This is a genomic window from Sideroxydans sp. (assembly GCF_054604835.1).
The window spans coordinates 275,300-296,352 of sequence record NZ_JBTSFG010000004.1; the positions used below are offsets into that span (position 1 = coordinate 275,300).

A 21,053-nucleotide genomic window follows, 5' to 3' on the forward strand; every position below is an offset into this window, starting at 1 on the left:
TTCCTTAATGAGAAGCCAAACCCGCGAACCCCATGAACGCCAGCGACAGCAATCCGGCGACCACAAAACCGATGGGCGCACCGGCGAAGGCAGCGGGTACTTGCGCCAGTGACAGGCGCACACGCAGACCGGTGAACAACAGCATCACCAGCGTGAAGCCGAGCGCGGAACCGAAGCCATATAGAAGGCTGTGCATGAAACCGTTCTTCTCCTGCACGTTGAGCAGCGCCACGCCAAGCACCGCGCAGTTGGTGGTGATCAGCGGCAGGTAGATGCCCAGCACCTGATACAGGCCGGGACTGAATTTGCGGATCGCCATCTCGGTGAACTGCACGGTCGCCGCGATGGTGAGGATGAACGCGAGGATGCGCAGATACTGGATACCCAGCGGCTGCAACAGCCAATGCTCCAGCATCCAGCTCGCGGCAGTGGCGAAGGTGAGTACGAAGGTGGTCGCCATACCCATGCCGAGCGCACCATCCATCTTCCGGGACACGCCCATGAACGGACACAGTCCCAAAAACTTCACCAGCACCACGTTGTTCACCAGTGCCGTGCCCAATAACAGTAGAAATATCTCAGACATCGCGTTCGTTCTCCTGTGCCCTACTCTGCAAGCGCCGTGCCAACCGCTGCGCACCGAAAGGGTGTGCACGGAATCAGGCATTTGGGCGATACCCGCACCAGCGCGGTGCGAAAAACCCTTGTCGTTGTCGGGTTCGCCCATGCACCGATGTAGCAAACACAACAATCCGCCCAATGACTGCGGCGTTGAGCGCAAAACAAAAAGAGTCGGGCATGCTTATTGCTGAATGTGTGATGTCATTCAATTTGGAGTCCATATGTCCGACCCGATACAGCCACCGGAGAATCTGCCGACCCACCTGTTCAGACAGGCCGTCGCACAGGCTGCGCTGGCGATCTCGATCACCGACGCGCGCGCCAACATCCTCTATGCCAACAATGCGTTCTCGCGCATCACCGGCTACGGGCAGGACGAGATCGTCGGCCACAACGAATCCATCCTGTCTTACCGCGTCACGCCCAAGCTGGTGTACGAGACACTGTGGGCGCAGATACAACGCCAGCGTCCGTGGAATGGATTGCTGGTGAACAAACGCAAGGATGGCAGCCGCTATCTGGCCGACGTGACCATCACGCCGGTGGTGAACGATCAGGGCGAGACCACGCACTTCCTCGGCATGCAGCGCGATGTGACAGAGGTGCACCGGCTGGAACGCCAGGTGCAGAACCAGAAGACATTGATCGAGTCGGTGGTGGATGCGGCGCAGGTCGCTATCGTGCTGCTGGACGAGCAGGAACATGTGCTGCTCGACAATCAGGAATACAAGAAGCTGATCGGCGATCTGGGAAATGAGCCGGCGGCGCGCCTGATCGCCGCATTGCGCGCGCAGATGGGCGATGCATTCACGACGGCCTACCAGAAGCATCGCAACATCGCCGCACGCGAAGTGCAGATCGAGACACAGAAGAAGACCACGCGCTGGTTCTCCTGCGCAGTGTCATGGTTCGAGGAACAGGATGTCGGTGCCGACGCTTTCTATGAGCCTACCCGCCGTCACTATCTGTTGCTCACCATCCAGGACATCAGCGAACTGAAACGCCAGCAGGAAGACCTGCGCATCAACAGCCTGCGCGCATTGCTGGCAGAACAGGAACGCATACAGGGACTGCGCGAGACGCTGGCCGGTGCGGTGTTCCAACTGGAAGGCCCGCTCAATATGCTGAGTACCGCCACGTCCATGCTGGAGCGTCGCTTGTCCAGCCAAGGCGCCACCAATGGTTCCGGAGACCTCTCTTCCAGCGCGCTGGAAGAAGCTATCAACAAGAGCCGCGAGGCGCTGGAGACCTTGCGCGCTTGCATCCCCGACAACGACGATGAGACCCTGCAACTGATAGACATCAACGACGTGCTGGTGGATGTGCTGAAGCTCGCTACCGCCAAGCTGCTCAGCGCAGGCATCGTGGTGGAATGGTCGCCTGCGGCGCAGTCAGCCACGCTGGCGGCGCATCCCGCGCAACTGACCAATCTGTTCAAGCATCTGGTGGCGAACGCCATCGAGGCGATGAACGAACGGCGCGGCGGCACGCGCGAATTGCGCATCGCCTGCACCGTGCACGCAGACCATCTGGAAGTGACCGTGGAGGACAGCGGCCCCGGCGTACCTGACGAGCAGCGCTACACCGTGTTCCAACCATTCTTCACCACCAAGGGTGCCGGCAAACAGCACCTCGGACTCGGACTTGCCATGGCACAAGAAGTAGTGAGCCGCCACGGCGGCACGCTGGACATCGATCCCGACTATCACAGTGGTTGCCGCATGCGCGTGCAATTGCCACTGACGAAGGGGGGTAGCCATGATTGATCCACGCTCGGAACTCGATCTGCTGCGCGCCGAACTGGAGACGCTTTATCAGGTGAGCCGCGTGCTGTCGCATTCGCTCAACTTCAAACAGACGCTGGACGGCGTGCTGAACGCACTGCACGAAGGTGTGGCGCTGGACCGTGGCATGGTCAGCCTGATCGACGCCGCCACCGGCGAGTTGCAGGTGTCGCTGGTGTACGGCGTGTCCGACACCGTCACCGAGGAAGTGAGCTACCTGCCCGGCGAGGGCGTGGTGGGCACCATCCTCAAGACCGGCAACAGCATCATGGTCGACTGCATCATGGACGAGCCGCGCTTCCTGTCGCGCATGGGCATCTACAACCCGCAGGGCGCGTTCGTCGGCGTGCCGATTCGCATCGGCAAGAAGGTGGTCGGTGTACTGGCAGCACAACCGGCCATAGGCATGGCCTACCAACTGGACGAGTATCGCCATTTCCTGGAGATGGTGGCCAACCTGATCGGCCAGAGCGTGCGCCTGTCGCAGGAAGTGGCACAGGAGAAACAGGAGATTGCCGAGGAACGCGACGGCCTGCGCCGCACCGTGCGCGCGCAATACGGTTTCGACAACATCATCGGTCACACACAGGCGATGCGCCGCATCTTCGAACAGGTGCGACTGGTGGCGAAGTGGAACACCACCGTGCTGATCCGCGGCGAGACCGGCACCGGTAAAGAGTTGATTGCCAACGCCATCCATTACAACTCGCCGCGCGCGCGCGGCAGCTTTGTAAAACTGAATTGCGCGGCGCTGCCCGAGACCTTGCTTGAGTCGGAATTGTTCGGCCATGAGAAAGGCGCGTTCACCGGCGCGGTGGCGCAACGCAAGGGGCGCTTCGAACAAGCCGAGGGCGGCACCGTGTTCCTCGACGAGATCGGCGAGATCTCCGCCTCGTTCCAGGCCAAGCTGCTGCGCGTGCTGCAGGAAGGTGAACTGGAACGCGTGGGCGGCACCAAGACCATCAAGGTCGATGTGCGCGTGGTAGCCGCCACGCACCGCGATCTGGAGGCCGAGGTGGAGAGGGGGCGCTTCCGCGAGGACTTGTATTACCGCCTGAACGTGATGCCGCTGACACTGCCGCCGCTGCGTGAGCGCATGGAGGATATCCCCGACATCGCGCGCTTCCTGGTGGACAAAGTCAGCCAGCAGCAAGGCCGCACGCTGGGGCTGACCGAAGCCGCGCTGCGCGTGCTGATGCATCACGACTGGCCGGGCAATGTGCGCGAGCTGGAGAACTGTCTGGAGCGCGCCTCGGTGATGACCGAGGGCGACACCATAGACCGCGACGCAATCCTGCTCACCGGCATCGACGAGAAGATCAGTGCCTCGCGCGGCCCGGTGCAGAACGTCGATCTGGACGACCCGCATCTGGATGAGCGCGAACGCGTCATCGCCGCGCTGGAACAGGCCGGCTGGGTGCAGGCCAAGGCCGCGCGCCTGCTCGACATGACGCCGCGCCAGATCGCCTATCGCATCCAGACGCTGAACATCAAGGTCAAGCAGATCTGAGCATGCAGGCAATCTCATCCCTGATGCAGGAGATCGGTATCGACGATGCCGAGATCGCGCAACGGCAGGCCTTCCTGTCGCTGGACACGGACGATGCGGCATCGCTGCGCGAAGTACATGCCGTGCTGGCGACGCATCGCGATGAACTGATCGAAGTCTTCTACCGGCACCTGTTGCAGTTCCCCGAGATACGCCCGCTGCTAGGTGACGAGTCCAGATTGGAAAGACTCAAGCGGGCGCAGATGGATTACTTCGATCAACTGACGCAAGGCAGCTACGACGCCGGCTATGTCGAGAACCGCCTGCATGTGGGCGTGGCACATCAGCGTGTGGGCTTGACGCCCAAGTGGTACATGAGCGCCTACTGCAAATATCTGGGCGAGGCGACACCGCGCCTGCTGGCACATTATCGCGATGACCCGCAGCGCGGCCACCAGGCCTGCAGCGCGTTGCTCAAGGTGGTGTTCTTCGACATGGGGCTGGCGCTGGACACCTACTTCCACGCCGAACACAAGGCGCTGATGCTGGCGCGCAGCTATACCGAACAGATCGTGAGCAACATGCCGATCGGCTTCATCGTGCTGGATACCGCCGGCCGCATCCGCCTGCTGAACAATGCGGTGCTGAAGATGTTCGATTTGCCCGGTGACGACGCCTGGCGCGACTGCACGCCCGGCGGTTTCCTCGGCGTGCCGGAACTGGATGAGGCGGCGGCAAAGGTGATCAAGTTGCAGGAGCACCAACACGATCTGGGCTTCGGCCTGCTCATCTCCGGACAAGCGCGCGCATTCACCGCAGACCTCTCGCTGGCGCAGATGGGCGAGGAGCGCGTGGTGCTATGCATGGTGCAGGACATCACCCTCCGCAAACAGTCGGAGGAAGAGATCCATCGCCTCGCCTTCTACGATGCACTGACGCAGTTGCCCAACCGCCGTCTGCTGCAGGAACGCCTGCTGCAAAGCATGTCGATCAGCGCGCGCAGCGGCAAGCACGGCGCGGTGATGTTCATCGATCTGGACAATTTCAAGACGCTGAACGACACACAGGGTCACGATGTGGGCGACGAACTTTTGCGCGAGGTAGCGGCGCGCCTCACGCGCAACGTGCGCGAGGGCGACACCGTGGCGCGGCTAGGCGGAGACGAATTCGTGGTGGCACTGGAATCGCTGAGCGGCGTGGAGAAGGAAGCCGCCAATCAGGCGGAGACCATCGCCGAGAAGATACGCAACGAACTGAGCCAGCCCTACCAGTTGCACACCGTCGAACACAACAGCTCGCCCAGCATGGGGGTGAGCCTGTTCCGCGGCCACCAGAACAGCATCGACGAAGTGTTGAAGCAGGCCGACCTTGCCATGTATCAGGCCAAATCCAGCGGCCGCAACCGCGTGTGCTTCTTCGATCCCGCGATGCAGACCGAGATGGAGCTGCGCGCGGAGCTGGAAAAAGACTTGCGCGCTTCGGTGCGCCGCGACCAGCTTGAACTCTATTACCAGATGCAGGTGGACGACAGCGCGCGCATCATCGGCGCCGAAGCGCTGATCCGCTGGAACCATCCGCAGCGCGGCATGGTGTCGCCCGCCGAATTCATCCCGCTGGCGGAAGAGATGGGCATGATCCTGCCCATCGGCGACTGGGTGATCGAACAGGCTTGCATGATGCTCAGACGCTGGGAGATGGATGCCGCGATGCGCCACCTCGTGTTGTCGATCAACGTCAGTCCGCGCCAGTTGAGCCAGACATGGTTCGTGGACAAGGTGAAAGACACGCTGGAATCCTACGGCATCCGCCCTTCCCGACTGAAGCTGGAACTGACCGAGAGTTTCATCCTCGACGATGTGGAGGATGCCATCGCCAAGATGCAGGAACTACGCGCCATCGGCATCCGCTTCGCCATGGACGATTTCGGCACCGGCTATTCATCCTTGTCGTATCTCAAACGCCTGCCGCTGGAACAACTGAAGATCGACCAGTCGTTCGTGCGCGACATCGCGACCGACAAGAGCAACAGCGTGATGGTGCGCACCATCATCAGCATCGCCAACAACTTCGGTCTGGACATCATCGCCGAAGGCGTGGAGACGGACGACCAGCTCGCCTTCCTGCGCCAGTACGGTTGCAACCGCTACCAGGGTTATCTGTTCGGCAAGCCGGTGCCGCTGGCCGAATTCGAACGCCTTTGTCACCTCAAATAGTAGCGGCACGCTTATTGCTGCTATCCCGCATAAGGCCGGAACCGACAGGTTTTGGCTGACAAATACGGGGTGCAGTGCAGCCCGTTGTTTCGTTTACTCCAAAAAAAGAGACAAACATGGCAATCAAGAACATCAAGGATTTTTCCGACAAGGCACGCAGCGACGCCGCCCTCAAAGAACAACTAGCAGCCTGCATGAAAGTGCGCGAAGTGATCGCACTGGCACAAGCGAACGGTTTCGACTTCATCGAAGACGAACTGTATCCGCCCAACGAACCGCAATTCACCGCCGACCAATTGTCCGAGCGCATGGCCAAGGCGCTGCTGCGGGCCTGAGCATGAGCGGCACCGATACCGAACCGCAAGGAACGAAGCGTTACTTCGTCACCTACACCGGCATCAAGATGCCGTTCAAACTGGTCAACGAGCTGGAGCCGCATGAGATACAGAACCGCAACACCTTCTTCTGCGGCTTCTTCGACGGCGACCGCCTGCTCGGCTTCGACAAATACGCCTACAGCGAGATCGAGATGTCACACCGCTACAGCTATCACGACAACGGCAAATTGAGCGGTGCCGAGATCACCGACATCGACGGCGAGACCACGCTGCTGGTGTTCGATGCACAAGGCAACGCGGCGTGAGCGTCTTTACGCCCTGCAAAGGCAAGACCGCCTGCCGCGACGACGGTGCACGCTGCCTCACCTGTGATCGCAGCTTCGCCGAGATCGAACAGACGCGCGCACTGATCGACGCGCTGGCGGAATTCGCCCTGCAGCAAGGCTACGACAATGTGGATGAGTTCGCCGCCCATGTGGCGGACAAGCTGGTGAAGAAGGTGCGCCACCGGCGCGGTGCACCCTCCTGAATCTGCCTGCTATTTCGAGCAGCGCGCAGGTGCCATACGATGCGCGGCGACCTCGCGCAGGATGCGGATGCCGCCGTACAACACCAGTCCCGCGATGACGAAGCCGATGAACAGGTCCGGGTAGCGGCTGCCCAACAACCACACCAGGCCGCCCGAGACGATCACGCCGAGGTTGGCGATCACATCGTTGGCGGAGAAGATCAGCGAAGCGCGCATATGCACCCCACCGTCGCGGTGGCGGGCGATGAGCACGAGACAGATGCTGTTCGCGACCAGCGCGACGGTGCCCACGCCCATCATCAGCAGGCTCACCGGTTCGCTGCCGTACAAAAATCGCCGCAGCACATCGACCAGCACCAGCACGGCCAGCCCGATCTGCAGCATGCCGCTCAGTCGCGCCGCGCGATCCTTCAGCTCATCCGCACGCCCCACCGCGTACAGGCTGATGGCATACACCAGCGCATCCGCCAGCATATCGAGCGAATCGGCGATGAGCCCGGTGGACTGCGCCAGCCAGCCGAGCACGATCTCGAACATAAACATGACGGCATTAATGCCCAGCACGATGCGCAGCGTGCGCCGCTCCTGCTCGTTCCTTGCTTCCATCTCACATCCGCAACCCGCCATCACCCGCTCCTGTCATCCGATTAGCGGAATCTGGCGCATTCCTGGCCCCGGCGCAAGTCGGCGTAAAGAACAGCCCTGACGTGCCTGGGGAAATATCCGGGAACTTTCCTCAAGTATTGCACTCTGAAGCACGTCCGCATCGTGCGGGCACCATTGCGTTAACTAAAGAGGTATCAAATGAAAAAAGCATATGAAGGTGTGGCAAGGTTCGTTCGTTGGGTCATCGCCAGCGTTGTCTCTTTCATCGTCGCGCTGCCGACATTCACATCCATCAGCGCCTCCCTCTGACGCCACGAACCCGAACGCCCCGGCGCGCAAGTGCCGGGGCGTTTTTATTGCCTGGCGATCCGGGCGCGACTCCGCTAAAGTCGCGGCATGTCATCCCGCCGCAAGCATTACCACGTCTATGTGATCGAACTGTCGAAGGACGTGCTGTACGAGAGCAAATTCAAGAAATGCAATCCTGACTATGTGACAGGCAAGCCCTGCGTCTATGTGGGCATGACCGGCCTCGACCCCGACATCCGCTTCGACAAACACAAGGCCGGCATCCAGTCCAACCGCTATGTGAAGCAATACGGCCTGCGCCTGCTGCCCGACCTGTACGAAGGCTTCAACCCGATGGACTACGACGATGCCTGCGACAAGGAAGTCGAGGTCGGCATCGACCTGCGCAGTGCGGGGTTTGGCGTGTGGCAGGCGTGAAGGCTATCCTTAAACCTCGCAATAGCGATTGCGCCCGCTCTCCTTGGCCATGTACAAAGCCCGGTCTGCCGCATCGATCAGGGTGAGCGGATCGGCATCCTGACCCGGCACGACCTGTGCCAGCCCGAGGCTGATGCTGACCGTATCGCCTGCCAGCGAATGATGGTGAGGAATGGCCAGTGCACGCACACTCTCGACCACACGCCCTGCGACCATTCTTGCATCGTCGAGACTGGTGTGCGGAAGCAGGATGACGAACTCCTCCCCGCCGAAACGCGCGACCAGATCGCCCACCCGACATACCGTGCTGTTGATCGCGGCGGCGACAGCCTTCAGGCAGCGGTCGCCTTCGATGTGTCCGTAGTTGTCGTTGTACAGTTTGAAGCAGTCGATATCGATCAGCATGACGGTCAGCACGCTCCCCGTGCGCTCGGCGCGCCGCCATTCTTCTTCCAGCACCTTCTGGAAATGCCGTTTGTTGGCCACCTGCGTCAGCGCATCCGTGTAGGAAAGCAGCTCCAGTTCCTCGTTGGCGGCTTTCAGTTGTTCGGTGGCCTGTGAAAGTTCGTGTGTGCGTTCCTGCACGCGCTGCTCCAGACTGGCATAGAGCTGCGAGTTCTCGATAGAGATGGCGGCTTGCGCGGAGAGCATCTGCAACAGTTCGATGCGGCCCGGCGTGAAGGCACCACTGGTCAGGTTGTTCTCCAGCAGCACCACGCCGATCACCTGGCCCTGATGCATGATCGGCGTGCACAACAGCGACTTGGGGCGAACCCGGACGATATAGGGATCGCCCCAGAAACGCGCATCTGATTCCGCTTCGTTGAGCAGCACGCTGTCGCCGAGACGCGCCACATATTGCACGATGGAAAGCGGCAGTCTGGCAGCGTCCGGCGGCACCCCGCCCGAGATGGTCACCTCTTCGCTATGCACCGAACCTTCCGCCTCGACCCGCAACTGTCCCTGCGCCACGCGGATGAAGCAGCCCCGTTCCGCGCCCGCGTTCTCGATCATGATCTTCATCAGTTTCTGCAGCAGGGTCTCCAGCCTGATCTCGCCCGAGATGGCCTGCGTGGACTTGATGACGGTCTCCAGGTCCAGGCCCGACCTTTTGCGGGAGCTGGTCGTCGTGTCGCGGAAATCTGGATGTTTGCCGGAGACCGGCGGGAGCGAGCTGCGGCGGTCCGAACGCTCCGCCGGGGCGCTGCCCGACAGGGTTTCCTGCGCGAGGCGGGCGACGACGAACGGGAATTCCTGCGCGAGCCTGTCGGCGATGCCCGCCGCGCCCCACAGCTGGTAGCCGTAATACGCCTCGCGCAGATGGCTGCCGGCGGCGGCCTCGATGTTGCGGGCGAGGTAGAAACGACCGGCGAGCTCGTTGGCCAGCGCCTTGTTCTGCATATAGCCCTGCTCGTCCGCGGATCGGATGGCGCGCGTATACAACTCGGCCACCTCCCATGAGCCGCCGTCCAGACGCGCGATCTCGGCGCGTATGAGCAGCGCCTTGTGCGCGAAGTTGGCCGGGTTGAGTTGCGCCCACTGTTCGAACCGCTTCAGGATGTGCCGCGCCTTGCGCAGGTGCGCCCGCTGAGGTTGTTCATCGCAGACCGCGCACAGGGCCAGTGCGTGGTAGAAGTGGTGTTCCACGGTGTGCAACATGGCAAGCGAATACTTGAGATATTTCGCCGAGGCGCTGGCGATCAGCAGCGCCTCGTCCGCCCTGCGCCACAGGTAGAGCGCCTGCATCTTGTTGACCAGATAGAAGTGCGCGAAATGCTTCGAGGTATAGGTTTCGAGTTGGGCGGCGAATGTGGTTTCGCTGAAATCCGGATCGCCGAACGATGACGGATCCTCCGTCATGCCTTCCAGATTCAGGATGGCGCGCAGCGTCGCCGTGATGGCGCCGGCCTGCTCGGTGCTGCCGATACGTTCCATGAAAGGCAGGTAATCGCCGGCCAGCTTCTTCACCTCGGACAGCGGCACGCCGCGGATGAACTGGCTCTCGACCAGAGTGCAGGCCGCGCAGGACAGGTGGAAGTAGTCGCCGGTCTGCAGGCCGCTCTCGTATGCGGCGCGGTAATACACCTCGGTGTCGCGCGCAGGCTGCAGCCAGAAATGGGTGAAGTAGCCGGACACGAAGTTGATCTCGCTGCGCTGCTTCAGGTTGTCGAAACGCGCGTTCATCGCCAGCGCAAGCTGGCCGAATTCGTATCCCGCCTGATGGCGCCCCAGCACACCGCCGAGGAAGATGCCGCCGAACACCAGGTAGGCGACGGCGTTGTCCTCCATGGTGCCGTGCTTGAGACTGAGATTGACCGCCTTGACAGCATTGGCGACACAAAGCTCGGGACGGATCTGGTAGGCGGCCTTGAGCAGCGCGCCGATCAGGCGCATCGCGGTGCACATCCTCTCGTCGCGACACAGCGGCAGCTCGAGCAGGTCGGCGACCTTGCGGCCGCGCATACGCCATTTGAGTCGCGCAAGGTCGACCAGGAACAGCGGCGGCACGAAGCCTGCAGGCAGCGCGACGCCGAACAGTTTCAGCGCCTGGCGTCCGGTCTGGTAGGCCTGACGATAATCTCCGGTGTTGGTGTAAAAATGGATCATGGCCTCGAGCACCGCAGCGCGCTCTGCGTCGTTCGCGGCGATATCCAATGCTTGCCGGAAATATCTCTCCGCCGCCGCACTGTCGCCGTTCAGGTACTCGCATTCGGCGCGCTCGGCCAGCAGGCGGAAGTGCAATGGCTGGTGCCGCGTCTCGGTGCCTGCCATGAACAGCTGCGCATGCTGGATGTACTGCAGCGCCGGCGCATAAGCGATCGCGTGCTTGGCCCGCACGGCCGCCTTGACGTTCAATTCGGCGAGCCGCAGACGCAATGCAGCGTCGGTGACGTGCGCGGCCGCCAGATTGAAATGGTTGACGATGTCGAACACCTTCTCATCCAGCATCTCATCCGCTGCGTTCTGCAGCAGCAGCTCACCTATCTTGTAGTGGGTGGCGATCCGCGCTTCGGCACTCGACAGGTCATAGGCCGCCTGCTGGATGCGGTCGTGCTGGAAACGGTAATGCACACCGAACGTCCGCGGATCGTCGTCGCCGAACACAATGTCACCACCGAAGTAGCGGTACTCGTTGCCGAGGGGGGTGATGAGCCTTTCCTGCAAAGCAGGCTGCAGGGTCTGGGCGATGGCATCGCGCGAGCTGCCGTCGACCACGGACAGCGAATCCAGCGTGAACTGGTTGCCGATACAGGCTGCAAGATTCAGCAAGTTCTGGGTCGCGTCCGGCAAGCGGCGGATGTTGGCCGTCATCAGTTCGATGACATTGTCGGCGATGCCGACCCGCTCGATCTGCGCGATATCCCACACCCATTTCTGTCGCGAACGGTCATACGTCACGCGTCCCGTCTCATGCAGGTCGCCAAGCAGTCGGCTGACAAAGAACGGATTGCCGTGGGTGTTGCGATAGATCAGCCCGGCCAGTGCCTGCGCCTCGTTCGTCGAGCAGTCCAGCGTGTCGGCCACGACATGGTCGACGACTTCGGGCGGTAGCGCTTGCAGTTGGATCTCGTCCAAGCGGCTACCGTCGTTCCGCATGCGCTCCAGCGTCAGGTACAGCGGGTGCGTCGCATCGACCTCGTTCTGGCGATAGGCACCGATGATCAGCAGATGGCTGCATGCGCCGTGCGCGCCCAGCAGTTCTATCAGATTGAGTGAGGGCTGATCCGCCCATTGCAGATCGTCCAGGAACAGCGTCAGCGGATGCTCCGCCTGTGCAAATACCTGCACGAAATTCACAAAGTAGTAGTTGAAACGGTTCTGCGCTTCGTGCGGTGCCAGTGGTGTCACCGGCTTCTGTTCACCGAGGATATGGCGGAGCTCGGGGATGACGTCCGCGATGACCGCGCCGTTCTCGCCCAGCGCCGCGAGCAGGCGCCCGCGCCAAGCTGCGATGCTTTCGTCGCTCTCGGTCAGTATCTGGTGCAGCAGATTCTGGAAGGCCTGGATCAGCGCCGCGTAGGGGATGTTGCGCCGATACTGGTCGAACTTGCCGGCGATGAAGAAACCTCTGCGCCTCGCGATAGGCTTGTGTATCTCCTGAATGAGCGAGGACTTGCCGATACCCGAATGGCCGGACACCAACACCAGCCCCGGCCTTCCCTCGCACATGCTCTCGTAGGCAGCCATCAACTGCCCGATCTCAGCCTCACGGCCATACAGCCTGGCGGGGATGCTGAAACGGTCGGCAACGTCATGTTCGCCCGCGACGAAGTCCCCGTCCGGCATGGCGGCATTCAGCGAGTCGAGGCATATCTGCAGATCCATACAGATGCCAGCCGCGCTCTGATAGCGTTGCTCCGCATTCTTCTCGATCAGCTTCTGCACGATGCGCGATGCAATATGCGGGATAGCGGGATCCACCTCATGGGGCGCGGGCGGAACGGCAGCGATATGCATATGCACCATCTCCATCCCATCCTGCGCCTCGAATGGGCGTCGCCCGAGCAGCAACTCGTACAGCGTGATGCCCAGCGAATAATAGTCGCTGCGGTAATCCACAGGCCGGTTCATACGACCAGTCTGCTCGGGCGCGATATACGCCAGCGTACCTTCCAGCTGATCGGGGCGGGCCAGTTGCGGGTCTGCATGGCCGATGCGCGTGGCATTACCGAAGTCGATGATCTTGATCTCGGCGGTGTGCGGATTGATCAGGATATTGTTGGGATTGATATCCTTGTGCACGATACCCTGCCCGTGTATGTCGCCCAGTATCTCGCTGATGCGGTGCCCGATCAGCAGCTTGTCGCCGATGGTGAGCGCGCGTTCCGCGATGAACGAACGCAGCGGCATGCCGCCGAAATCCTCCATCACGATGGCAAGCGAGTTCTTCGCTTTTTCCAGGGCATGCACCCGGATGACGCCGGGGTGGGACAGACTGCTGACGAACTCGTATTCGTGACGGACACGCGCCAGCTGGACCGGGGTCGGGTACTCCACATCCAGCAACTTGATGATCACCGGCAGGCGGTCGGACTGGCGCAGCCCACGGTAGATGCCGGTGGGCGGGCTTTGTGAAAGATGCTCTGATATCGTGTAGCCTGCCAACAAGATCACACCCTCACTGCACAATTTAAATGCAAAGGACTCGCATGCTCATCCGGACAGGATGCGCCTATATCCACGTTTGATACGCCACCAGGATCCGTCCAGCACGGGGTTCCTGAAGAAGACCCGTGCTTCCAGACATGCAGGAAACTGCACTACACCCGATCTTACTGGAACGAATAGGGCCACCGCAACCGGGAATACGGCCGTATGGGCGCGCCGAAATAGTACTACTTTATAAGGCGGATATCATCGCAAAACCCCCGCAGGATGCCTGATGGGCTGTGACAGGCGTGAAGTTACGTAACTGTTCGTGCTCATCCTTTAGAATCACGACACATGACAACCAACGATCAGAACAAAATGAAATGCATCGGCTTACTCACCAGCGGCGGCGACTCGCCCGGCATGAACGCGGCGATACGCGCCGTGGTGCGCGCGGCCACCTTCAACGGGCTCGAGGTGTTCGGCATCGAGCGCGGCTACAAAGGCCTGATCGAGGGCGACATCCACCCGCTCGGCCCGCGCGATGTGAGCGGCATCATCAATCGCGGCGGCACCATCCTGCACACCGCGCGCTGCAAGGAATTCATGGAACCCGAAGGCCGCGCACTGGCGGCGGCGAACCTGGAGAAACACGGAATCGAAGGCTTGGTCGTCATCGGCGGCGACGGCTCCTATCAGGGCGCAGCAAAGCTGCATGCCGAATTCGGCATCCGCTGCATCGGCTTGCCCGGCACCATAGACAACGACATCGGCGGCACCGACTACACCATCGGCTTCGACACCGCCATCAACACCGCGATGGAAGCCATCGACCGCATCCGCGACACCGCCAACTCGCACGACCGCATCTTCTTCATCGAAGTGATGGGCCGCCGCAGCGGCTACGTCGCCATGATCAGCGGCATCGCGGGCGGCGCGGAAGACATCCTCCTGCCGGAAGTCGAAACCAGCGTAGAGATGCTCATCGAGCGTCTGCGCACCGGCCAGAAACGCGGCAAGAAATCCTCCATCATCATCGTTGCCGAAGGTTGCGAATATGGCGGCGCCATGGTGCTCGCCAAGCGCGTGAGCGACCAATCCGAATACAAGGACAACCGCGTCACCGTCATCGGCCACCTGCAACGCGGCGGCAGCCCCACCGCCATGGACCGCGTACTCGCCAGCCGCATGGGCGTGCACGCCGTCGAAGCACTGATCGCAGGCGAAGCAGGCAAGATGGTCGGCGTCTCCGGCCAGCAACTGCAACTGCGCCCGCTCAGCGACGCATGGGAACAGCGCACCAGGTTCGACATGGAACTGCTGCGCGTGGCGCATGTGTTGAGTGTGTAGGAACAGCCCAGCAATAAAACGCTGATGGACTTCGGCCACACAAACACAAGGACCACCATCGCGGCCTGTTTCGCGGGGGCGCTGGTGATGCTTTTCCTGGCTGTACCTCGGCACAGCCATGCTGTGGATCTTGAATTACAGAGCGTAGGGGCACGCTTGCAGATCGGCGAGAAGAGCCATGTGATCGGCGCGTTGCAGCCGGAATCGTTCCATGAATACGACGTCGTGGCGAACTTCAAACTGCCCTGGGAACACCGATTCCAGTCTGGCTGGGTGGCACGCACAAGACTGCTGACCCACGCGGGTGTTCTGAAAGGCCAGAACCAGAGCGCGCTGGTCGCGGTTGCCATCCCTGCGCTGGTTTTCGGCAGGCAGGATGGGGGTGTCATGGTCGATACGGGGCTGGGGCTGGCATTGCTCAGCAGACATCGCTTCGCGCTGCAGGATTTCGGCGGCCCCCTGCAGTTCGCTTTGACGTTGGGTGTCGAGGTCCCGCTGCACCGGCATTTCGCAGCCGCTTACCGCTTCATGCACTATTCAGATGCCGGTTTCTACGCACCCGGCACCATCGGCGCGGATATGCACATGGTTGAGTTGCTCTATCGTTTCTGATACCGGAACCCATACGACAGCTGCAGACAGTGCGACAGGGAATAGCGCTGAGCTAATATATGTCGAGCATCAACTCACCATTCTCGTACTGAAGGAACGCGCAACCGTGACGACAGAACTCCTCCTTCGCACCCTATCCTTATGCATTCTCCTTGCCGGAGCGGAAACATTGCACGGGATCGCAAGAACACTGTTCCTTGTCCCGCGTATCGGAAAGCAACGGGCGCTCAAACTCAGCATCCTATCGGGCACGGCGCTGGCTTTCGGCATCTGCTACCTGCAGGTACCCGGCATTGGCTTGTCCGGTTTATACGAACACCTTGCACTAGGCCTTGTGCTGGCATTTTTCATGGCCAGCTTCGATCTGGCTATGGGTATGTTGTTGCTCAAACGCTCATTCAGAAAAGCACTGGATGACTTTGATCCGGCCACCGGCAACATGCTCGTGTTCGGTTTGGCAGCGCTCGTACTCATCCCGGCGTACGTTGCATATCTCAAGGGTTTGATTTGAGCCTTCCATTCCCCGGATCGCCCCCCTGACGCGCTACAGAGCTTAAGGTGATGGGGTATCATCCATGCCGGTGCGCGACCTTCTTGCACTGCCATATTTCACAGGAATCCCATGCATCCCCTCATCACCTGGAACGAATCGAACAAAGCGTGCAAGGCCAATTGGCGTTCCGAGAGCGGCATGCCGCCGCCCAAACGCGTGCGCATCGCCGACGACACGATGAAGGCGGACGAGGCATACCGTCTGGCTTGCGAGGGGACGGCGCTGCTGTGGCGCGGCGATTTCCAGAATGCGAAACAGTTGTTGCAGGCGATGTCGCGGCGCAACACGCGCAAGGCGGAACGTTCGCGCAAGGCCGCCGAACTACCGGGCGAAGCATTCCACCTGCATCGGCAGGCGATGTCGCAACGCGCGCGCACGCTGGCGATGATCCTCATTCCGCTCGATGCGGATTACGACATCCCTTTGCGCCGCGCGCCCGATATGCGACAGGCATGCAACGAGGCTTACGGTCGCAGCAGCAAACCTTCGGTCGCTTCGCTGCGCGAGTTGCTCGGTCTGGTCGGTGCGCACGAGTGGCGCAAGAAAGGCGTGGAGATCCCGCTGTTGAATGCGCGCATCCATCCGCATTACGGCGTGTTCTCGCCAGTACGCGGCGAATATCTGGAGCTGGTGAATCAGGCTCCGTTGCCTGCGACCGAGCTGGCGTTCGACATCGGCACCGGCACCGGCGTAATCGCGGCATTGCTGGCGCAGCGCGGCGTGCAGCACATCATCGCCACCGACCAGGACGCGCGCGCATTGAGCTGCGCACGCGACAACCTGATACGCCTAGCCCTGAACGAAAAAGTCGAAGTCATTGAAGCCGACCTGTTCCCCGAGGGCAAAGCACCGCTCATCGTGTGCAACCCGCCCTGGATCCCGGCGCGCCCCAGCTCGCCGGTGGAACATGCGATCTACGATCCGGAAAGCCGCATGCTGCGCGGTTTCCTTGCGGGCCTGGCGGCACATCTCACGCCCGGCGGCGAAGGCTGGCTAATCCTTTCCGACATCGCCGAACATCTGGGCCTGCGCACGCGTGAGGAACTGCTGGCGCTGTTCGATGCATCCGGATTGAAGGTCATCGAACGTCTGGATATCAGCCCGCACCATCCAAAGTCTGCCGACAAGACCGACCCCTTATACGCGGCACGCACGGCGGAGATCACTTCCTTGTGGCGTTTGGCGGCGAACTGATTGCAAGAAGATTCGCGCATGGAAAGATTCATTTCAACAGCAGATGGTTTGAATCTATGGTCCGAGTCTTTCGGTGACCCGGCCGACCGCGCTGTGTTGCTGATCATGGGCGCGATGAATCAGGGCATCTTCTGGCCGGATGATTTCTGCCGTGGCTTGGCCAGCACCGGGTATTACGTGATCCGCTACGACCACCGCGACACCGGCAGATCATCGACGATCGATTTTCAGAAAGCGCCTTACGATCTGGGCACACTGACGCAGGATGCACTTGCCGTGCTGCGCGGCCACCAGATCAGCAAGGCTGTGATCGTCGGTCTCTCGATGGGCGGGTACATCGCGCAGCTGCTCGCGATCGATCATCCGGAATGTGTCGACAGGCTGGTGTTGATCTCCACCACAGCAGATCACCGCCCTTACATGGCTGCCACCATGGGGCTGCCCGTTGATGCGTTCAGTCTTCCCGCACCTGACAGCAAGTTCCTCGACTACATCCATGCCACGGCCGCGAACCCGCCGCGCACCGCAACAGAGATCGAAGCGAACATGATCGAAGGCTGGGCGGTCACCTATGGCGGTGAGCGGCCTTTCCCGCGAGCACAGATCACAGCGGCCATCCGGCTTGCCGCACAACGTGCTGCGAATCCTTACGCCTGCTTCCAGCATGGCCTTGCGGTATCCGCATCACCGGATCGGCGCGAATCGGTCAAGCGCATCACTGCACCCACGTTGATCATCCACGGCCGATACGATGCGCTGCTGCCTCTGGCGCATGCGGAATATCTGGCCAACACGATACCCGGCTCACAGTTGCAGATATTCGAGATGGGGCATTCCTTCATGTGGTCCTGGACAGATGAAGTCCTCGCCTGCATTTGTGCATTCATCAAGCACTGAACGCGCGCATCAACATTAATCAGTTAGACTGGGCAACGATGCATTCCATGATGCATGTCACCGAAAGTCACCATGCCTCCAGCAGCAAATCGTGGTCAGCCTTCTGATGCGCCACGCATCGATCAGGACAACCACTTGTGGCTGGCATTCTGGCGCGATCAGCGCACCGATTTCCACCAGTCCGTCGTCAATCCGCTCCTGACGAAATTCTGGCCCGCGCTCGGTCTGGCGCAGGGCAGCCGCGTGTTCGTGCCGCTGTGCGGCAAGAGTCTGGATATGCTGTGGCTTGCGCAACAGGGGCACGAGGTCATCGGCGTCGAGTTGAGTCCGGTAGCAGTGGAAGATTTCTTTCGCGAGAGCGGACTGCATCCGACACAACAGCAGGTCGGCGAATTAACTCTATGGCGCGACGGCAAGATCAGCATCCTGTGCGGCGATTATTTCGCTTTGACGCAAAGCGAACTAGGCATGATCGATACGGTCTATGACCGTTCCGCGCTCACCGCCTTGCCGGAGGAGATACGCGGGTTGTATGTCGCGCAGTTGAGCCGGCTCGTGTCCGACACGGCCGTGGTGTTCCTGCTGACTGTCGAGGATGCCGCCGAAGATGCGACGATGAAACAGGCGACCGGTGTGGACGAAGAGATCGCGCGTTTGTACACGGGCGATTTCGATATCGCGCTGACTTATGTCGAGAGCGTATTCGAGGCCGACCCAGTATCGGCATCGCTGCCCGACATACGCGCCGAATACAAGGTGTACCGGCTCACTGCCCGCTAGCCGGGCTCCTCTTCCGGATCAGAAGAACGAGATCAGCGCCGCATGGCTGGTGAAAGTCACGAAGAAACCCGATCCCCAGCTCACGGCTTCAGTCACTGTGCCGTCCAGACTGCGCGCTTCGTTCCTGTTCAGACGGATGCCCACCATCAGGATCACCGTACCAACCACCACCATCGCCATCATCACCAGAAATTCGTTCATCATGTCTTCCCCTGTCGTTTGAATATGGAACTGCGTCAGATCGGTTCTTTCACAGACTGCTGATCACCAGCGCCTGACTGCCGAACACCGTCATGAACCATGCGCCCCAGCGCGTGCCCTCAAGCAGGGCATCGCCCATGCTTTGATCGGGGTCGCGATCGATGATGATGCCGATCATCAATATCGCTATGCCTGCCGCGATGCCTGCCATCAGTGTCCAGAATTCAGTCATGTCTTTCTCCCTTCGTTTCCCGCCACATTGGCGGTCTTGTTGCAAAGTCCTTGCGCCTGTCACATCACCATCGAGAACAATTGCGGCTGCGTGCGTTTGTAGTCGTAAAGGTGCTGCAGTGTCATCGGCGTCAGTTCCTTAATCGCCACCCATATCTTCAGGGGGTGATCGTCGGGCTTGGCTAATGCGATGCACAATCCATGCCATACATCCCAGTCGATCTGGTGCAGCTTCGCGCGCGCATCGGGCGGGAGGTTGTTCGCGGCCTTCGCCAGGTTGCCCAGCATCATCAGCGTTTGCGCGCGCGTGATGCGACTGTCGAAGAACTCGCGTTCGCCACTCTCTTCGGTGAGGGTGATGATGTTCAGGGCGAGTTGTTCCATGAGCCCGAGTAGTGCGCCAACTAACATGGTGTGCTCTCCTTTAGTGCATCGCGCAGCAGCAGGGCGACGTGTCGTGCGTTGCGTTGTGTGCCTTCGTGTATCTGGTGACGACATGAAAAACCATTGGCGAGGATGGCGGCGTCCGGTGCGGCGCGCAGCGCGGGCAACAGATCCAGCTCGGCCATCTGCATGGAGATGTCGGCGTGCTCCGCTTCCACACCGAAGCTACCGGCCATGCCGCAGCAACTGGCTTCGATGAATTCGAAATCGAACTCGGGGATCATGCGCAACACCTTGCGCAGCGACTTCATCGCACCGACGGCTTTCTGGTGACAGTGGCCGTGCACCAGCGTCTTGCCCGGTAACGGCTTGAATTCGAGTGTGAGGCGCTTGCGGTCGTGTTCGCGCGCGATGAACTCTTCGAACAGGTAGACCTGTTTCGACAAAGCGACTGCTGCATCGCCGAGACCGAGTTTCAGATGGTCGTCGCGCAAGGAAAGGATGCACGAAGGTTCAAGGCCGACGATGGGTGTGCCTGTGGCCAGTGCAGGACGCAAAGCGAGTTGCATACGGCGCGCTTCGTATCGGGCTTGTTCGACTTGTCCCAGCGACAGATAAGTGCGACCGCAACACAGCGCGCGTTCGGGTTCGTCATCGAACAAGTCCGGTTGCAAAGTGGTGACACGATATCCGGCAGCAGTCAGCACCTGATGGGCGGCGTGGGCGATCTCGGGATCGAAGTGGTGGGCGAAGGTGTCGACGAACAGGATGACGGCGCGGTCATCTTTTATGGCTGCCGTGCTGAACGCGGGAGCAACATAAGGTGCCGCAGAAGGCTCCGGCAGTTTGCGCTTGGCCGAGATACCTAGGAATCTTTCTCCCAGCTTCGCCAGCCAGGGTGCGCGGTTGCGCCAGCGGATGATGCGGCGCATGACAGGATAGCGATGCAGTTGCTGCGGCAGATCGGCGATCAATCGTTCGCGTAACGACATCCCCAACTGTGCGTTGCGCTGCGCCTGATATTCAATCTTGATGGCGGCCATGTCGATCTGGTTGGCGCATTCACGCTTACAACCTTTGCAACCGACACAGAGTTCCAATGCTGCAGCGAGCTCAGATCCGGCGAAAGCGTGTTCGCCCAGCTCGCCGTTCAGCGCCGCCTTCAGCACCTGCACCCTGTCGCCCGGCGAATGCACGACATCGTCGGTGGCGCGGAAGCTGGGGCACATCACGCCTTTGGGTTTGCGCTGACATTGCTTGTCGCTGATGCACACTGCGACGGCCTTGGCGAAATCGCCGCCGGTCGCGGGGATGCCCGCGTAGGCATCGCCTTGTCCGGCGGTTTCGTAAGCTGACCAGTCGAGATGGAGTTTCATGCCTTTGTATAGGCAAGTTGGATGCCAGCCCGCAACGGATACCGCACTATTCTTGTAAGCCATTGTGCGCACGGCATA

At 60.8% G+C, this 21,053-nt stretch carries 20 protein-coding genes; 13 read left to right on the forward strand and 7 right to left on the reverse strand.

Annotation, left to right across the window (positions count from 1 at the left end):
• Window positions 1-4: 4 nt before the first annotated feature.
• A complete protein-coding gene (rsxA, locus tag ACYCZ5_RS08850) occupies window positions 5-586 on the reverse strand; it encodes an electron transport complex subunit RsxA (protein WP_461544432.1) in 582 nt (193 codons plus the stop codon).
• A gap of 256 nt (window positions 587-842) precedes the next feature.
• Between rsxA and nifL the strand changes: the two genes are divergently transcribed.
• The 6 genes from nifL (at window position 843) to ACYCZ5_RS08880 (ending at window position 6,974) form a co-directional block, all read left to right on the forward strand.
• Window positions 843-2,387 (forward strand): nitrogen fixation negative regulator NifL, encoded by a 1,545-nt coding sequence (gene nifL / locus ACYCZ5_RS08855; protein ID WP_461544433.1) that lies wholly within the window; start codon window positions 843-845, stop codon window positions 2,385-2,387.
• A complete protein-coding gene (gene nifA / locus ACYCZ5_RS08860; protein ID WP_461544434.1) occupies window positions 2,380-3,915 on the forward strand; it encodes a nif-specific transcriptional activator NifA in 1,536 nt (511 codons plus the stop codon). The genes nifL and nifA overlap by 8 nt, the downstream gene beginning before the upstream one ends.
• 2 nt (window positions 3,916-3,917) lie before the next feature.
• Entirely contained in the window at window positions 3,918-6,107 is a 2,190-nt protein-coding gene (locus ACYCZ5_RS08865; protein WP_461544435.1) for an EAL domain-containing protein, read from the forward strand.
• A 116-nt stretch (window positions 6,108-6,223) separates the two neighbouring features.
• Complete coding sequence (locus ACYCZ5_RS08870) at window positions 6,224-6,442, forward strand: Nif11-like leader peptide family natural product precursor (protein ID WP_461544436.1); 219 nt, start codon at window positions 6,224-6,226, stop codon at window positions 6,440-6,442.
• Between the two features lie 2 nt (window positions 6,443-6,444).
• Window positions 6,445-6,750: a DUF6156 family protein gene (locus ACYCZ5_RS08875; RefSeq protein ID WP_461544437.1), complete on the forward strand. Its 306-nt coding sequence runs from the start codon at window positions 6,445-6,447 to the stop codon at window positions 6,748-6,750.
• Entirely contained in the window at window positions 6,747-6,974 is a 228-nt protein-coding gene (locus tag ACYCZ5_RS08880) for a hypothetical protein (RefSeq protein WP_461544438.1), read from the forward strand. The genes ACYCZ5_RS08875 and ACYCZ5_RS08880 overlap by 4 nt, the downstream gene beginning before the upstream one ends.
• 9 nt (window positions 6,975-6,983) lie before the next feature.
• Here ACYCZ5_RS08880 and ACYCZ5_RS08885 read toward each other — a convergent pair whose 3' ends face one another.
• Window positions 6,984-7,580: a cation diffusion facilitator family transporter gene (locus ACYCZ5_RS08885; RefSeq protein WP_461544439.1), complete on the reverse strand. Its 597-nt coding sequence runs from the start codon at window positions 7,578-7,580 to the stop codon at window positions 6,984-6,986.
• A gap of 396 nt (window positions 7,581-7,976) precedes the next feature.
• On the opposite strand from ACYCZ5_RS08885, the gene ACYCZ5_RS08890 reads away from it, so the two are divergent.
• Window positions 7,977-8,306 carry a hypothetical protein gene (locus tag ACYCZ5_RS08890; protein ID WP_461544440.1) on the forward strand — a complete coding sequence of 110 codons (330 nt, stop codon included), beginning with the start codon at window positions 7,977-7,979 and terminating at the stop codon, window positions 8,304-8,306.
• Window positions 8,307-8,315: 9 nt separating this feature from the next.
• Here the strand turns inward: ACYCZ5_RS08890 and ACYCZ5_RS08895 are convergent, their stop codons facing one another.
• On the reverse strand, window positions 8,316-13,421 hold the full coding sequence (locus tag ACYCZ5_RS08895; RefSeq protein WP_461544441.1) for a diguanylate cyclase domain-containing protein: 5,106 nt from the start codon (window positions 13,419-13,421) through the stop codon (window positions 8,316-8,318).
• 354 nt (window positions 13,422-13,775) lie between these two features.
• Here ACYCZ5_RS08895 and pfkA point away from each other — a divergent pair, with 354 nt between their 5' ends.
• The 6 genes from pfkA (at window position 13,776) to ACYCZ5_RS08925 (ending at window position 18,783) form a co-directional block, all read left to right on the forward strand.
• The gene (pfkA, locus tag ACYCZ5_RS08900; protein WP_461544442.1) at window positions 13,776-14,747 is read left to right on the forward strand and encodes a 6-phosphofructokinase; all 972 of its coding nucleotides are present in this window, start codon (window positions 13,776-13,778) and stop codon (window positions 14,745-14,747) included.
• A gap of 87 nt (window positions 14,748-14,834) precedes the next feature.
• Window positions 14,835-15,359, forward strand: a complete 525-nt coding sequence (locus ACYCZ5_RS08905; protein ID WP_461544464.1) for an acyloxyacyl hydrolase — start codon at window positions 14,835-14,837, stop codon at window positions 15,357-15,359.
• Window positions 15,360-15,465: 106 nt separating this feature from the next.
• Window positions 15,466-15,870: a hypothetical protein gene (locus tag ACYCZ5_RS08910; protein ID WP_461544443.1), complete on the forward strand. Its 405-nt coding sequence runs from the start codon at window positions 15,466-15,468 to the stop codon at window positions 15,868-15,870.
• Window positions 15,871-15,981: 111 nt separating this feature from the next.
• Entirely contained in the window at window positions 15,982-17,106 is a 1,125-nt protein-coding gene (locus ACYCZ5_RS08915; protein ID WP_461544444.1) for a methyltransferase, read from the forward strand.
• 18 nt (window positions 17,107-17,124) lie between these two features.
• Window positions 17,125-18,003: an alpha/beta fold hydrolase gene (locus ACYCZ5_RS08920; protein WP_461544445.1), complete on the forward strand. Its 879-nt coding sequence runs from the start codon at window positions 17,125-17,127 to the stop codon at window positions 18,001-18,003.
• A gap of 72 nt (window positions 18,004-18,075) precedes the next feature.
• Entirely contained in the window at window positions 18,076-18,783 is a 708-nt protein-coding gene (locus ACYCZ5_RS08925; protein WP_461544446.1) for a thiopurine S-methyltransferase, read from the forward strand.
• An 18-nt stretch (window positions 18,784-18,801) separates the two neighbouring features.
• On the opposite strand, the gene ACYCZ5_RS08930 is transcribed toward ACYCZ5_RS08925, so the two are convergent.
• From ACYCZ5_RS08930 to ACYCZ5_RS08945, 4 genes are read right to left on the reverse strand one after another with little or no spacing between them, the layout of a single operon-like run.
• Window positions 18,802-18,987: a hypothetical protein gene (locus tag ACYCZ5_RS08930; protein ID WP_461544447.1), complete on the reverse strand. Its 186-nt coding sequence runs from the start codon at window positions 18,985-18,987 to the stop codon at window positions 18,802-18,804.
• Window positions 18,988-19,033: 46 nt separating this feature from the next.
• Window positions 19,034-19,216 carry a hypothetical protein gene (locus ACYCZ5_RS08935; protein ID WP_461544448.1) on the reverse strand — a complete coding sequence of 61 codons (183 nt, stop codon included), beginning with the start codon at window positions 19,214-19,216 and terminating at the stop codon, window positions 19,034-19,036.
• Window positions 19,217-19,275: 59 nt separating this feature from the next.
• A complete protein-coding gene (locus tag ACYCZ5_RS08940; RefSeq protein WP_461544449.1) occupies window positions 19,276-19,626 on the reverse strand; it encodes a hypothetical protein in 351 nt (116 codons plus the stop codon).
• Window positions 19,620-20,975 carry a (Fe-S)-binding protein gene (locus tag ACYCZ5_RS08945; RefSeq protein ID WP_461544450.1) on the reverse strand — a complete coding sequence of 452 codons (1,356 nt, stop codon included), beginning with the start codon at window positions 20,973-20,975 and terminating at the stop codon, window positions 19,620-19,622. Before ACYCZ5_RS08945 ends, ACYCZ5_RS08940 begins: the two co-directional genes overlap by 7 nt.
• Window positions 20,976-21,053 lie beyond the last annotated feature (78 nt).